We start from the raw sequence: 16,098 nt of genomic DNA on the forward strand, positions 1-16,098 counted from the left end.
TAAAATATGAATATTTATTTTTAACCCCATTATTAAATTAAGCTTTTAAAAAATAATTAAAAAAGGGGTCATAAAAATGGATCAAATGGTAAAAGAAGCACAAGAATGGGTCAACAGAACCTATAAAGGTAGAGCTGGTTATAAAGAAATTGAAGTAACCGGAAAAACAGGTTGGTCTACAATGGGTGCCTTAACACAAGCATTACAATTAGAACTTGGAATTACAGCAACATCTACAACCTTTGGACCTGGTACATTAGCAGAAATTACAAAAAAATGTCCAATTAGTACAACATCTAATACAAATGCAAATATCGTAAAAATTATTCAAGCCGCTTTATATTGCAAAGGTTATGGACCTGGTGGCATTACAGGAACATATGGATCTGGTACACAAGCTGCTATTGCTACTATGCAAAAAAATTTAGGATCTACATCAGCTGATGGCGTAGTAACTCCTAAATTATTCAAAGCACTATTAACAATGGATGCGTATGTATTAGTTAATAACGGAAGTGAAAAAATTAGAAGTATCCAACAATGGTTAAACAACAAATATATCAATCGCACTGACTTTTTCTATATGCCTTGTGATGGTCATTATTCACGTGATGTACAAAAAGCTTTAATGTTTGCGATTCAATATGAAGAAGGACTAAAAGATGGTACAGCTAATGGGTACTTTGGTCCAACAACACAAGAAAAAATCAAACTAGTCGTATTAAAAGAAGGTTCAACAGGTGCTTTTGTGTATCTATTTCAAGCGGCCCTTATTTTCAATGGTTACGATGTACCGTTTGATGGGAATTTTTCAGCATTTATGACTACACAATTAAAGCAATTCCAAAACTTCGCTTTATTGAAAGCGACTGGCGTTTCAGATTTTCAAACATGGGCTTCTCTATTAGTAAGTACAGGCGATCCAGAACGTCAAGGTAAAGCTTGTGATTGTAGTACGGAAGTTACTCCTGAACGAGCAAAAACATTAGTCGCAGCTGGTTATGAAACTGTAGGACGTTATTTAACAAACGCTAAAGGAAAAGATGCTAGAAATAAAAAAATTCAAGACGGAGAAATAGATAACATTTTCGCAGCCGGCCTTAGTATTTTCCCTATCTACCAAACAAATGGTGGAGACAAAGATTATTTTAATGCTAAAAAAGGTGAAGAAGATGCAATTGCAGCTTATAAAGCCGCTTTATATCATGGATTTCCAAAAGGTACAACTATCTACTTTGCGGTAGATTTTGATGCAACAGGTGACGATATTAAAGACAAAATTTTACCGCACTTCCAAGCAATTAACGAACAAATGAAAAAATTAGGAGGTGGTTATTACAATATTGGAGTGTATGGTTCACGAAACGTATGTATTCAAGTATCAGACAAAAAATACGCAACATACAGTTTTGTCTCTGGTATGTCTACTGGTTTTAGTGGAAACTTAGGATTCCCATTACCAAAAAACTGGGCCTTTGATCAAATTAAAGAATACACAATTGGCAGCGGGAATGGTTCTATCGCAATTGATAAAGATATTAAGTCAGGTCGAGATAATGGTATTTCTAAAATAGAAAAAGATGGTAGCAAATTATCTATTACAATGCAACTTCTTGAAATGGCAAGATCTACGTATAATGAAGAAAAAGAAATCGGTGAAACAACCGCTTTAGGAGATTGGAAATTATACCAAAAATATAAAAATGAAAGAACTGAGCTTGATGCATATGTATATAGAAAACTAGTTATCAAAGGAAAAACAACTGTAGAAGATAGATATGATTATACAGTTGCATTTAGAGGTTCACAACAATGGCAAGACTGGATACTACAAGATTATCAACAAATATTACTAAATCTTGATAAATTACAAGCTGAGGACGCTTCTGCTTATGTTGGACAATTAGTACGTACTGATTATCAAAATATGAGAAATATGTATCTTACAGGTCATTCACTTGGTGGATACTTAGCACAATGGGTACAAAGTGAGATGATTGATGGGGCCTTACCTGGATCTGCATTACTCGCAGTAACATTTAATGCACCAGGTTTTAATTCTATCGAAAATCCTGCATTTCCTAGTGAATTTCAAAAGAAAGTAATGAAAAAAATTGAAAATCATAAGAAAAATAAATATGATAGCCTTATAATTAATCACCGTATTAAAGAAGATTTAATAAGTGCTTTCGGAACTAAAATAGGAACATTGCATGTTTATAGCCTTACGCAAGATATTATTGAATTACCACTTAAATATTTCCATGATGCAGCTCGCTTCGAACAAGTAACATTAAAATAAAAGTATTACTAATCGAAATGTTATATCCTTTTATTGAAATTAAATATATTTTAAAAACTATTAAAAGTCCTCCAAATTGTTTAACTGGAGGACTTTCTTATTAAAATAATTCTAGTTAATGAAAATTATTTTGAAATTCTCTTTATCCTTTTTTCCTCTTCTGAATAAACCTCAAAAAAGCCACAAGTAGCATAACAAGCGGTATTACTTGAATAAAGAAGAATCCCCCCAAAAAATAAAGTGTACGACTAACTAGAGGAGGTTCTATTGTCGACTCACCTGCAAAATAAGCTCCATAATTAGCTACAACACCTGCATAATCTGCTATCCCACCTATAAGAAAAGATATTGGACTTATAAGTAGGTTTATTCCTAAACAGACCATTATTCGTGATAGGTTTTTAGCCTTAATTTTTGATGAACCAGATATAATAAATAAAAAAAATGAAATACCAAATATAAGAAAAAATAGGATTACATAAAAAATTAACATAATATCCCTCCATAATTTTGATTATACCATCAATAAAAATTATGGACTCTAAAAATCACAAGAAAAACTCTTTTTATCCTATAAATCTATACAATTTTTTACACATTCCTAATCTAATTCTATTTTAGATTTCGCATTTATTAATAAATTAGTTAAAAAACTGTACAAAATCTGGTTCTGGTGCAAAAATGTTAGTTAGAAATATAGAGTAGCAATTTCCTCTACATTTTTAGCTTATGAAGCTAAACCAAACAATTTATGAATAAATTGTTTCACGTTGTTGAAAAAAGATCTTGTCAAGGAAACTGTCACCTAAAATGTGACAGTTTCACTTTCTATTTCATCTGAAATTTGATAAGTTAAACATAGGCCAACTTCTTTTAGTGAGAGTAGCTTGGTCCACTTTATCAAGTTTTGTATGATGGCTGTCAACAAAGCTTGGATTGTTACTTTTTGAACTCCACGGTAACGGGCGAAACGGAAACCGTGGAGTTCTTTACTTTGTGCAAAACTAAGTTCCTCAGTCGAAGGTCTCACGAACCGCAAAATTTCCCCTCTATCGGACAAGCGCTGCTACCTCAATTTATGATAGATTTCCTCGTGGACAGAGATACGTAAAACCCGATCCGTTTTTTTCGCAAATGGGCACCCTGTACAACTTCCTTTTTCAGGCTTGTATTCATGATATCCATTTCTTGTAGTCGTTTTATAGGAAAACGGAATCCCACAGGGACACGCATATAAATCTTCATGTACTTGTTTAAACTGGTTCTTTTTGCACTCTGGATGTTCTTTACTTGCATAACGACGATAAGAAATATAGGAAAACAAATTGTTTTGAAACAATCCTTCCGCTAGTCGAGCGTTATAATAGCCCGCATCTAACGCAATTTCTTTCGGAATATATCCCAATCGTTCTTTTGTACATTCGATTCGCTTTCGTAAAATACGATGTCCTGGGACATTTGCCGGTGTAATGTGTGTATCAATGATAAAATTGTGTAAGCCATCTACCATTCGGTGTTCAAAATAAGCAAACCGTCCCCTGGCATCATGTTTCACAGAGAGACGTGCATCTGGATCAGTTGGACTTTTCAGAATGCGTTTTGTTTCGATTTTGGTCGACCGAGGAAGGAATGGTTTCTTTCCCTTTTCGATTCTTCGCTTGTTCCTTTTCTCTAATGTGTAAAAGTCTTCTTTGACTTCTACTTCTTGTATCCAAACTTCACGTTTTCGCTTATTTGCATTTGCCTTCAGCTCTGTTTCATCCGCAATCCAGATATCACGGGATAAAAAACCATCCTTTTGAATTTGATGTAAGATATGATCAAAAAGATCTTCCCAAATGGAAGAACCTTGTATCCGGTGAGTAAGGAATTTAGAAATAGTAGAATGACATGGTATGTTTGCATGAGGAAAAATACCTAAAAACCATCTATATGTAGCGTTTTGTTTGACTTGTTTACATGTGAAACGGACAGAGCGAAACCCTTCAACATATTGAATCAACAAAATTTTTACGATAATGAGTGGATCTACAGAAGGACGCCCCACAGGAGATTGATAAAAAGGTTTTACTAATTTATAAACAATATTCCAATTCATTTCTTTTTCAATACGAACCAAATGATGATTTTGATCATACATAGCTTCATAAAATTTACGGTTTTGTGTAATCTCAAGATTTTTTTGATTATAAAACATGAAAAACGCCTTCTTTCTTTTTATTCTTCTAGAAAAGGAGACATTTTTAAAGTTTTTTTAAAAAATCGTATTGACAGAGTTGTTTTTCAACACTCTGAAAACGCAGTGTTTTTTGTAAACACTGCGTTTTTTTATGATTCTTTTTTCGTTGTCATAATGCTGCCAAGTATGTAAGCTATTAGCGCAAAACAAATTGGAAATACTACCGTATGAATTTGAAATGGATTGGGGAACCAAAGGTGAATGATGATATAAGATCCTACCCCAACAATTATAGATGTAAAAGCACCAATCGCATTTCCTTTTCTCCAATATAATCCTAAAACAATCGGCCAAATAAACGCTGCTTCTAAACCACCAAAAGAAAATAAATTTAACCAAATTAAGAAGTCTGGTGGCTTAATCGCTGCTGCATAAACAAGTAAGCCAATGATCCCTGTAATCCATAAACTTCCTGTTTTAATTGCTTGATCTGTAGCTTTTTCACTTATGTAATTTACGTATATATCTTTCATGATAGACGAACTCACAAGCAATAAGAGCGAATTCACTGTAGACATAATCGCCGCCATCGGTGCTGCTAAAAAAATTCCTGCAAGCCAAGGTGGCAATACTTCCATTGCTAAAAGAGGCATCACCTTATCAGGCACATCTATGCCTGGAAGTACAACACGAGCAAATACACCTGTTAAATGCATGCCAATCATAATCGTTCCTACGACAACAGTACCAATGATTAATGCTTGATGCATCGCTTTTGAATTTTTATAAGACATGGCACGCACGCTAATTTGCGGTAATCCAACTACTCCAATCCCTATTAAAATCCAAAATGATGTCACATATGTTTTCGTTAAACTGCCGTCTGCTCCAAATGGTGTAATTAGCTTCGGATTGATTTGCACAAGGTCATGCATAATATTTTCAATTCCGCCCCCAGCGATTACTGTTGCAATTAAAATAATTGTTGTGCCCACTAACATAATGATTCCTAGTAATGTATCAGATAATGCAACTGCTCGAAATCCACCGATTAAAACATACACAAGAACAGAAAATGTAAACAAAAATAAAGATGTTGTATAGGAAAGCCCCGTTAACGATTCTATTAACCGTCCGCCACCAACCCACTGGGCTACAGTTGCAGAAAATAAAAAGATAATAATGCATAATGCCGATAAAATGACAACACCTTTATGATTATAGCGCCCTTTTAAATAATCGATAAGTGTAATGGCTTCCATTTTGCGTGCAATAATGGCAAATTTTTTACCAAGAACCGTTAATACAATATAGCCGGTGACGATTTGAATAGCAGATAGTAGTACCCATCCAAGTCCCATATTGTAAGCAAGACCTGGCCCTCCAATAAAACTGCTTGCACTACCATATGTCGCAATCATTGTCATTGCTAATAATAATCCACCAAGTTCACGTCCACCAAGAAAGTATTCTTGCAAAAATTTATGATGCGCTGTCGCTTGTACGCGCCGTGATGCATATACACCAATTAAAAATACAATGATAAAAGAAATTATCATTGGAATTATTACATACCAATTCATCTATCATTCCTCACTTTTTTCTTCCTCATCGAGTGGAATATCTTGAAATACAAAGCGTACAACTAAACTTAGCAAGACAACCATGATAAGAAATCCAACGATACAGCTATAAAAAAACCAAGCTGGAAAACCGAATATATATGTGTATTCACTCGGATCTTTACTACCTAGTCCATAAGCAAACCCATACCATATAACAAAATTTATACAAGCAAGACCTAGTCCGATTAACGCTTCCTTATGAGCAAACCGAAAACGCGAATCTTCATGATCATATTTCATTGTCTCCCTCCTCTCACAAAGTATAATTGTACCATTCTTTTTCCCATTTTTCCTACTAGAAAGTAAAAACAAACAAGAATTTGTATCATGATGTAGAAATCATGCATCATTACGTATTTTTTACAATTGTAACATAAATGAAATTTGAATTTTCAGTTTTTATTATTTATGATTAAAATTAGAGGTCTTTCAACTTGTTCTTTACAACCTTGTTACAGGGATAAACGCTGTCTCTTACTGCGTTTACAATATATTTTCAAGGGGGTTATGCAATGAGTCAATTAGCTGTAAATCTTCATGAAAAGGTTGAACAGTTTCTTCAGGGAACAAAAAAGTTATACGTGAACGGAACGTTTGTTGAAAGTGTATCCGGAAAAACATTTAAAACACCGAACCCAGCAACTGGTGAGACACTTGCAATCGTATCAGAAGCTGGTCGTGAAGATATTCATAAAGCTGTAATGGCCGCAAGACAAGCTTTTGATGAAGGACCTTGGTCATGTATGAGCGGTGCAGAGCGCAGTCGCTTGATGTACAAACTGGCAGACTTAATGGAAGAACATAAAAATGAATTAGCTCAGCTTGAAACATTAGATAACGGTAAGCCCATTCGTGAAACATTAGCGGCAGATATTCCGCTTGCTATTGAGCATATGCGTTATTATGCCGGTTGGGCTACAAAAATTGTCGGACAAACCATCCCAGTATCCGGCGAATACTTTAACTATACACGCCATGAAGCAGTGGGTGTTGTTGGGCAAATTATCCCATGGAATTTCCCTCTCCTTATGGCCATGTGGAAAATGGGAGCTGCTTTGGCAACAGGCTGTACAATTGTACTGAAACCCGCTGAACAGACTCCGCTATCCGCTCTATATTTAGCCGAATTATTTGAAGAAGCTGGATTTCCAAAAGGTGTAGTCAATATTGTTCCAGGATTTGGGGAAATTGCTGGACAAGCTCTTGTAAATCACCCTTTCGTTGATAAGATTGCATTTACAGGGTCAACCCCTGTTGGTAAACAAATTATGAGACAAGCCTCTGAAACATTAAAGCGTGTAACATTAGAACTTGGTGGAAAATCACCAAACATCATTTTGCCAGATGCTGATTTATCTCGTGCAATTCCTGCCGCACTGTCGGGTGTTATGTTTAACCAAGGACAAGTATGCTGCGCTGGATCGCGCTTATTTATCCCGAAAAAAATGTACGATAATGTTATGGCTGACCTTGTCCTTTATTCAAAAAATTTAACACAAGGTGCAGGATTAGATCCGGAAACAACAATCGGCCCTCTCGTTTCTGAAGAACAGCAGCAACGCGTTATGGGCTACATTGAAAAAGGGATCGAAGAAGGTGCTGAGGTACTTTGCGGAGGAAATAAACCATTCGATAAAGGCTATTTCGTGGCCCCAACTGTGTTTGCCGACGTAAATGATGAAATGACCATTGCAAAAGAGGAGATTTTTGGTCCTGTTATTTCAGCATTACCGTTTAACGATATCGATGAAGTAATTGAACGTGCAAATAAATCATCCTTTGGTTTAGCTGCTGGCGTTTGGACAGAAAACATTAAAAATGCACACTATATCGCAAGTAAAGTTCGTGCAGGAACCGTTTGGGTAAACTGTTATAATGTCTTTGATGCAGCATCTCCATTCGGTGGATATAAACAATCTGGCTTAGGCCGCGAAATGGGATCATATGCACTAGATAACTATACAGAAGTAAAAAGCGTTTGGGTGAACTTAAACTAATGAAAGAGCCTAGCCAAATACGGCTAGGCTCTTTCATGTTATGGAAACATAAAAGTTACTTCACACATACAAGCTACCGATGACATGTAAAATTCCCCATTTAATATAGAGAACCTAATTTGACGCTAAATATGCAGCTGTATTTATAATATCTTGAAAGGTTCCAATCCGACCAACTGAAATTCCGTGCATCACTTTATCTAGTATAGTTTTCGTTATATCCGTATCTACAAATCCTGGGAAAATAACATTACAAATAACCCCAAATTATATTTGTATAAAAAAGTCTGTTTGTGTCAAACTAAACTCGAAACATAGCATAATGCACAAGGAGATTGTGTCAAATGAACAAACAAAACGAAAATAAAAAACCAGTTTCTGATGGTATTGATGTTGAGTTCTCTCGTGAACTAGCTGACCATGATGACCTAGAAGCAAACGCGCGTGCAGCAGCCGCCGATGCACGCCAAAAACGCCAATCGAAAAAAAAATAAATCCTATCTTTCACTCTTTTCAATTGGGACCTACTACCCACGAAAAATAAACCGAGAAATGCTCTCGGTTTATTTTCGGTATTTGTTTATATAATGTGCAAATGTAAGTAATGGATACATATAAGAATAACTATGATAACGAATATAAAATCCATTTGGTAATCCTGTTCCTGTAGGATATTCTTGATGACTCGCAGCGTGCTCTAATAAATAAGAAATTCCTTTTCGAATGACTGGTGTTTCTTCATCATAATAAGAAATAAGAGCATCAATCGCCCATGCAGTTTGGGAAGGAGTACTAAAGGATAGCGGAACAAATCTTTTTTCTATACTACTTCGGCAAGATTCTCCCCAGCCTCCATCGCGATGTTGTATACGTTCTAACCACATAACTGCCTTTTTTAAAGCTGGATGTGTATTCGCAACTCCAACAGCTCGCAATCCTGTAAGAGCAGCCCACGTACCATATATATAACTGACCCCCCATTTTCCGTACCATGATCCATTGTTCTCTTGAACATCCATTAGCCATGTAATCGCGCGATTCTTTTGATGATCTTGTAATTCATTAGGAGCATACGTCCCAAAAAACTCCAAAACCCGTCCTGTAATATCTGCAGTAGAAGGATCCGTCATCATATCACCAGAATTTTCTAATGGTAAATGTGTCAGAAACCGATTTGTTACCCCCTTTTCAAAAGCAGCCCATCCTCCGTCTTTATTTTGTAATCCTTTCACCCAGTTCACCCCTTTTTTCCAAGCCTCCTCTATTCTTCTATTCCTTTTTCTGCTTCGTGCTAACGCTCTTAAAGCAGCAGTTGTATCATCAACGTCTGGAATTGTTGTATTCACATCTGAGAACCCCCATCCTCCAGGAGAAAGTGTAGGTGCATGCAAGCTCCAGTCTTTCTTTTCATGATGTTGTCTTTGCCATATATATTCTGTTGCTGTTTGAATCATAGGTGTGCTCTCATTTACATTCGCTTCTTGTAATGCATAGCTGAGTAAAGCCGTATCCCATACGGTAGATGGAGAGTTTTGTAAATGAATGCCCGCTTCCATATGCCATTTGTATGTTCGGAGCCCTGCGACTGCTTGTTGAATAAGAGGTGATTGAATATGATGCCCTAGCGCCAGAAGTGCATAAATCATATAAAATGTAGCGCTCGCATAGCTATATAATGTACCATTTCTGTCAATCCTCTCTATCATAAAGCGCTCTGCTTCTTTGTCCCCTTTATGATGAAGAGATAAAGGATACGTTACAAACTTTTTCACTTCTCCAAGAATCGTTTCAAATAATGAGGAGCGGTCCTCACGAAACCATTCGGACTTACTGCTTCCTGAAATATGATCTAAATTCGGAAGTATAGTTTTTGATACAGTAAATCTTTTGTTCATACAAATCATCATTGGAATAAGATGAATACGCGCAGAACTACTAAGTTCAAATATGCTAAGTGGAGAATCTTCAGGCAAGAATAAAATAGGAGTTGGAAAATAAAACATTCTAGGATATTCATATCCTCCATGCAGTGCTAATAAAAACTTCGTCATAAAATGAGAACGTGCAATTCCTCCTCTTTCTTGAATAAAAGCTTCCGCACGCTTCATATTGACATCCTCTTTCGTATACATGCCAGATGCAAGTAACGCCGCATATGCTTGAATCGTAGTAGATACGTTGCCAGCACGTTCATCTTCGTATAGCTTCCAAGTTCCTTCATTTGTTTGTATGGACGTTAACCTTGCTACAAACGGCTCTATTTCTTCTTCCTTTTCTAATAATCGAAGTAAAAAAATCATATGACAATCTGTTAATGGCGATCCTTCAAAACAAAAGCGCCATGCACCATCTTGCTGTTGCATTGTATGAAGTGCAGTGATTGTCCGCTCTATTTCTGCACACACTCTTCCGTATAATACCACCCTCTTCACCTACCTTTTCGAAATCCATACACGATATTCACAATTTATAACAATTATGTATAAAACAAAAAAGCAGAACATGTAACATACACATTCTGCTTACATACAGTACCAAATTCCGACAACAACTCCTAAAATAGCTCCGACAACAACTTGATAAGGAGTATGACCGACAAGTTCATTTAATTTTTTATAATTCGTTTGTCTCCCATGAAAAAAGTCATTTAAAATCTTCGCCTGTTTACTTACGGCAAGCCTGACTCCAGAAGCGTCATACATAACAATAATGGCGAAAATCACTGCCACAGCAAACACGGCACTCGATATCCCTTCCACAATTCCAACACCTGTTGCTAAGGCAGTAACTGTTGAAGAATGCGAACTCGGCATACCACCAGAAGCAAAGAATTGAGCAAAATCAAATTCTCTTGTCTTAGCGAGTTTAAAAATCACTTTCGTAAATTGTGCTAAAAACCACGATAATACTGCGGCCATAAACGGTTCATTATGTAGAATTGTTTCCACATTTCCATCTCCCCACTTATTGTAATGGAAACTCTATACTATAAGTATAAAGAAAAAATGCGCAGAAAATACTACGCATTATAATACTTTGCTGATTTATTTTTTAAAAACTTAGGCTGTTTTTTTAGTAAAAACTTTGTTTTTGCGATAGAAAATATAAACAATGCAATCCAAATAAATAAAAATGCCATACTATGAGCAGACGTAAAATGCTCATGGAAAATAAAAATACCTAAAATAAGATTGATTGTTGGTGCAATATATTGCAAAAATCCTATCATATATAGCGGAATCCTTTGTGCTCCCTTAGCAAAGTAAAAAAGTGGCAACGCTGTAACAGCTCCAGCTCCCATTAAAAGTAATGTTTCCGCTATAGAAATCGATCCAAACGAACCGAATCCATGCGCTCCAACCATAAATAAATAGATAGCAGCAACCGGTGTAACGATCATTGTTTCCAAGGTCAACCCATTCATTGCATCATAATTCAATAATTTTTTCGTTAAACCATATAAACCAAATGTACATGCAAGCGAAAGAGCAATCCATGGAATTTCGCCGTATCGAACCGTTAAAATCACTACCCCTACTCCAGCTAGCCCAACAGCAACGTATTGCCAAAAATTTAGCTTCTCTTTTAAAACAACCGTCCCAAGGACAATACTTACTAGTGGGTTAATATAATAACCAAGACTGGCTTCAATAATATGACCATGATTAACCGCCCATATGTACACAAACCAGTTTCCAGTAATTAAAATAGACGCAATTGTTAACGAGATGAACAATTTAGGTTGTGTAAAAAGTTTCATCAGTTCACTCATAAATTGACCAAATCGCTTTGATACACCAAGAACAATTAACATAAAAACAAAAGCCCAAACGATGCGATGTGCCAATATTTCCTCAGCAGGAACTTCTTCTACCCATTTCCAATAAACTGGTAGGATCCCCCACATCGTATAAGCACCAGCCGCATATATAATTCCTTTTCTTTGTAGTGCTTTTTGACTCTCCATCTTCCCTTTTCCCCTCTTCTCTTTTTCTCTCCATTATACGTTGCCTTACATGAATTTTTCCAATATTGAAACTGCATTTTTTTCGACACACTTTGTATTCTCATTTTTTATACAACAAAAAACAGGCCAATTGTAATGAAAACAAGCAGAGGAATCCCAAGTACAAATTGATTCTTATGTGTTTTATGATGAAAAACATACATACCAAACCATGCTCCAAGTGCCCCTCCAGCCGCTGCTACTAAAAATAATGTCCTTTCTGGCGTGCGCCATTTTTTCTTTCTGGCCTTTCGTTTATCCAATCCCATCATACTAAATGCAATCACATTAATAACGATAAAATAAATCCACTTCATTCCTTTTTCTCCTTCTCAAAATTCGCTTTATTGTATCATGAAAAAACCATGCAAGCGAGCCTGCATGGTCATTCATACGTCTGTTCTTGTTCTTCTTGTTCGCCATCTTTCTGTACTTCTTCTTTTATATCCGATGAAATCATCCCATAATAAATCTCTGGATATAACCCAAATATTTGATACACACTTCCTAAAAATGGCACCTAAACCCCTCTTTTCAAAATAATCTCGGCATGATTAAGGGTTCCCTATCTTCCTTCTACGCATTCGTTTTTGTTTCTTCTTCCTCATCTAACACACATAATATATGCTGCCATTTTTTATAAGGGGCACTATTGGGATCTACATACCCTTTCGCATATGAGCGATCCCATAACTGCTTCATAAATAATTCTGCTTCTTTTTTCGCAATAGTTTCTGCTCCTGCTCCATAATAATTCTCAAAATATAAAAGTACTTCATCTAGAAGTAAACGCAATAATTCATCTGATGTTTCTTCTAACGTTGGATCATATTTCGCCTCACGATCATACATTAAAATTACATCTAAAATATTATGCACATGCTCTTTACGAAGCCATCTAACATCTTGAGCACCTAATACAAATGTTTGCGTATACAAGTGCCCTCCTTGCACCATCGCTTTTTCTTGCTCTTCTTCAAAACGAGATAAAATATTTTCATAAATAAACGGATTATGAAGCAGAGCGCGATGCAATTTATAAATTTCACTTGGAATGTTTTTCCCCATAGACTGTATTAAAAAACTTCTCCCTACACCGTTATATTGATAAACAAATTGGCCGTCCACAGCAACTAAGCTAATCCACCGGTATATATACGCATACAGTAAAGCACGATTACATTTATCATAATCTAGCTTCGTTTGCGTCGCATTTAAGTCGGGCATAAAGGCTGGTAAGTGCCAATATTTATCTAAATGCGGTGTCAAATTCGATTTTTTACTATTCAACTTATTGACACGTCGGTAATACGATTGAAAGTAATCTCCTTTATCATATAGAAGACCGTTCGCGATATGACCGGACGATAACTTTGGAAAATCTTGCAATGACAACCCATAATGTGCTCTGTAACAGATTACTTCAAACGGAGAGAAAGCTTCGTTCACTGTATCTTTTTCTTGAAACAATTCTTGCAAAAGCTCCTCTTGTAATTCTTTCTTTAAGGAAGGATGAACACCCCAATATTGCAATTCTCGATGATGAGCTACCTTTGGAATAAACGGACTTGCTAAATGGAACAAATCTTCAATTTTCGCTCTTACATATTCATTCCGATCTCGTTTTTTAAAGTCAGCCTCTTTGCGAAGCGCTTCAATAATATTGAGTTCTAATTTGTCGCGATATCGTACTTGAAGTTCCTTATAACAATACGTTAATATATGCTCTCTATAAAAATCCTCGACCTTTTGCGATTGACTTTCCTCGGCTTGTATATCGCGACAATATTCCCCATATAAACTCATATATATTTCCGCGGATATATCTTTTGGTAATACGCCTAAATTTAAATGTTGCTGCATATCTTTCCATATTTTCTCTTGTAACTGTTCATCTGCTAATACATACACATTTGTCGGGTTTGTTTTTCCTTCAAATTCTTTACTCCGCTTTTGAATTTCAAATAATAAATTTTCACGCGTCTCTTGTAAGTTGTCAAAGAAGCGCTCCCAATGTTGAATCATCTTATAAATCGTTTGGTAGAGCGATTGATATACGAGTTCTAGCAACATTTCCTTGCGATATTCATTTAGTTTATGCACATATTGCGTTACGATATCTTCAAATTCTTTTCGAAACATACGCTGTTGATTGTAAAACATTTTTCCAAACCAATTTTGCTGCTGTGCAAGTTCAACGCGGCGCACCGCTGTAACTGTCCCATCAATATTGCTCACATTAAACTTCTTATCGTAATTTTGAATTAAATTTCGTTTTTGTTCATTATTCTCATGTAAGCGATTTATTTTTTCGATTAATTGTTTTCGAATTTCATATAACATAAAACGAGCAGCCACAGGATGAACTGCCTCTGTTTTCTTTAAAAACCATGTGTTTAATTGATACGACTGTCCTTCTGAGCCACTAGGTGCATAGCGATCTGATTCAACTATTTCATAAAGCAGGGTTGTTACATGTTCATGTACGCGGCTTGGTATTGCATATGCATACAATCGAACAGCATGATCTACCCTCGCTACTTCTCCTTTCATTTGCTCTGGAATTTTCAGCTTCGCTGCTGAAATTTTGCATTCATGTTGCAATCGATTGAGTTCTTCATCCTTTTGCACTGTACGCTGCACATAACTTTCCACCGCTTCTAAAAACAATTTCGACTTAGCAACACCAACTTTTCCACCTTCTGCTCCTTCACGCGTTTCATTATACATTTGTCTGTAGAAAATATGCGCTTGCTCAGGACGCGTTGCCAAATGCTCTAAATCCTCTAAATAACTCTTCCCGCGCTCAGGCTTTTCTCGCTGCATACCGCGGCGCACATCTTGTTCATAACGCTGCTTTTTCTCCTGAAACAATTGATCTAAATGAAGCCATGATTCATCTAAACCTTGCACAGCCCATTTTAAAGCACAATATTTCAATACGTGTTCATATGGATAAATTAACTTAGCCGTGCCTGCACCACAATAACGAGCTTTACCATTTGACTCGGCTAATTGCTGAATTTGATTGTCTTCTTGTGCAAAGTGACTAGTAGACATGGGACTAAATAGTTGTAAATAAATTGTATTTGTCATTTGCTCCATATAATCTGTTACATTGTGTAGATGATGCCCGTGCAAATTTTCATAATCATATAAGAAACAATAATTATAAGGTAAATGATGTTGCTTAATTGTATGATTCGTTCTTCCATCCTCATCTACTTGATCAGGACGATATTCAAGTTCAATTGTTACACCACCACGCTTTGATATCTCGCCAGTTGAACCGAGTGTAATCGCATGAAGTTCTTTTAAAGAAGCATATCCATTTGCTTGCACCGTTTCATATTCTTTCGCACTGACCGTACGTGTTTTCACAAGCACATCTGGCATTAAAAAGGCACCTCGAATTAAAATGTTATGATGTTGCAATTTCTTCCGAAGCATTTCACGTAAGTATAATGCAATTTGTAAAAACATCCCTGATCCGGTTCCACCAGCAAGTGATGTGACAATAATAACGCGAACGCCATATTCTGTTTGATCGCTTGTCACAGGAAAAATCTTTTCGATTTCTTGCCAAAAGGCTGTTAATTTATCTTCTTTCATCGCAGCACGTAAAGCTAAACGTGAAATCACGCGCATTTGCCCCGCACCTTCTGTTAGCGGTTTATCTAAAATTGTCGGATCCATCGGAAACCATTCTGGAATCGTCGGATCTCCTGCAATATATTCTCTTGGTGTTTTACTGGAACTCGTTTGTGTCTTAAATTTTCGAATATGTTCAAACTTACTTAACGTATTCACATCCGTATCAAACACATGCATCGCGACTCTTTTCCGACGATTTTCTGGCAACTTTTCATATATTTGATGTGTAACAGCACTCCCAATTCCGCCTAAACCAATTAAAATCGTTGGAACTTGTAATGTCATGTAAACCACCTTCCTGTTTGTACATGCTCAAAAGATGAAAAGATACAATC

At 36.2% G+C, this 16,098-nt stretch carries 14 protein-coding genes; 3 read left to right on the forward strand and 11 right to left on the reverse strand.

All coding sequences use genetic code 11. The annotated features are described in order from the left end of the window. Positions 1-76: 76 nt before the first annotated feature. Positions 77-2,302: a glycoside hydrolase domain-containing protein gene (locus tag MR059_RS16465; RefSeq protein WP_087098935.1), complete on the forward strand. Its 2,226-nt coding sequence runs from the start codon at positions 77-79 to the stop codon at positions 2,300-2,302. Between the two features lie 142 nt (positions 2,303-2,444). Here the strand turns inward: MR059_RS16465 and MR059_RS16470 are convergent, their stop codons facing one another. The 5 genes from MR059_RS16470 to MR059_RS16490 all read right to left on the reverse strand — a co-directional run bounded on the left by MR059_RS16470 (position 2,445) and on the right by MR059_RS16490 (position 6,346). Beyond that, complete coding sequence (locus MR059_RS16470) at positions 2,445-2,795, reverse strand: hypothetical protein (RefSeq protein ID WP_048723711.1); 351 nt, start codon at positions 2,793-2,795, stop codon at positions 2,445-2,447. Positions 2,796-3,107: 312 nt separating this feature from the next. Beyond that, positions 3,108-3,332 (reverse strand): transposase, encoded by a 225-nt coding sequence (locus tag MR059_RS16475; RefSeq protein ID WP_242161912.1) that lies wholly within the window; start codon positions 3,330-3,332, stop codon positions 3,108-3,110. 36 nt (positions 3,333-3,368) lie between these two features. Further along, positions 3,369-4,499: a transposase gene (locus tag MR059_RS16480; RefSeq protein ID WP_242161908.1), complete on the reverse strand. Its 1,131-nt coding sequence runs from the start codon at positions 4,497-4,499 to the stop codon at positions 3,369-3,371. 131 nt (positions 4,500-4,630) lie between these two features. Beyond that, the gene (panF, locus tag MR059_RS16485) at positions 4,631-6,064 is read right to left on the reverse strand and encodes a sodium/pantothenate symporter (protein ID WP_210351296.1); all 1,434 of its coding nucleotides are present in this window, start codon (positions 6,062-6,064) and stop codon (positions 4,631-4,633) included. A gap of 3 nt (positions 6,065-6,067) precedes the next feature. Continuing rightward, complete coding sequence (locus MR059_RS16490) at positions 6,068-6,346, reverse strand: YhdT family protein (protein ID WP_012094671.1); 279 nt, start codon at positions 6,344-6,346, stop codon at positions 6,068-6,070. A gap of 272 nt (positions 6,347-6,618) precedes the next feature. On the opposite strand from MR059_RS16490, the gene MR059_RS16495 reads away from it, so the two are divergent. Both MR059_RS16495 and MR059_RS16505 read left to right on the forward strand, forming a co-directional pair. Next, positions 6,619-8,103 carry an aldehyde dehydrogenase family protein gene (locus tag MR059_RS16495; RefSeq protein ID WP_242161909.1) on the forward strand — a complete coding sequence of 495 codons (1,485 nt, stop codon included), beginning with the start codon at positions 6,619-6,621 and terminating at the stop codon, positions 8,101-8,103. 344 nt (positions 8,104-8,447) lie between these two features. Further along, the gene (locus MR059_RS16505) at positions 8,448-8,597 is read left to right on the forward strand and encodes a YfhD family protein (RefSeq protein ID WP_012094673.1); all 150 of its coding nucleotides are present in this window, start codon (positions 8,448-8,450) and stop codon (positions 8,595-8,597) included. Positions 8,598-8,666: 69 nt separating this feature from the next. Here MR059_RS16505 and shc read toward each other — a convergent pair whose 3' ends face one another. The 6 genes from shc to MR059_RS16535 form a co-directional block, all read right to left on the reverse strand. After that, the gene (gene shc / locus MR059_RS16510; protein ID WP_012094674.1) at positions 8,667-10,526 is read right to left on the reverse strand and encodes a squalene--hopene cyclase; all 1,860 of its coding nucleotides are present in this window, start codon (positions 10,524-10,526) and stop codon (positions 8,667-8,669) included. A gap of 99 nt (positions 10,527-10,625) precedes the next feature. Beyond that, complete coding sequence (locus MR059_RS16515) at positions 10,626-11,051, reverse strand: divergent PAP2 family protein (protein WP_012094675.1); 426 nt, start codon at positions 11,049-11,051, stop codon at positions 10,626-10,628. 71 nt (positions 11,052-11,122) lie between these two features. Then, positions 11,123-12,070: an EamA family transporter RarD gene (gene rarD, locus MR059_RS16520; RefSeq protein ID WP_087098939.1), complete on the reverse strand. Its 948-nt coding sequence runs from the start codon at positions 12,068-12,070 to the stop codon at positions 11,123-11,125. A gap of 107 nt (positions 12,071-12,177) precedes the next feature. Beyond that, complete coding sequence (locus MR059_RS16525; RefSeq protein ID WP_048723946.1) at positions 12,178-12,426, reverse strand: DUF1294 domain-containing protein; 249 nt, start codon at positions 12,424-12,426, stop codon at positions 12,178-12,180. Positions 12,427-12,494: 68 nt separating this feature from the next. Beyond that, positions 12,495-12,629 (reverse strand): hypothetical protein, encoded by a 135-nt coding sequence (locus tag MR059_RS16530; protein ID WP_012094678.1) that lies wholly within the window; start codon positions 12,627-12,629, stop codon positions 12,495-12,497. Between the two features lie 56 nt (positions 12,630-12,685). Then, a complete protein-coding gene (locus MR059_RS16535; protein ID WP_012094680.1) occupies positions 12,686-16,048 on the reverse strand; it encodes a tubulin-like doman-containing protein in 3,363 nt (1,120 codons plus the stop codon). Positions 16,049-16,098: the final 50 nt, after the last annotated feature.

Source organism: Bacillus cereus group sp. BfR-BA-01522 (assembly GCF_022662635.1).
Classification (GTDB): domain Bacteria; phylum Bacillota; class Bacilli; order Bacillales; family Bacillaceae_G; genus Bacillus_A; species Bacillus_A cytotoxicus.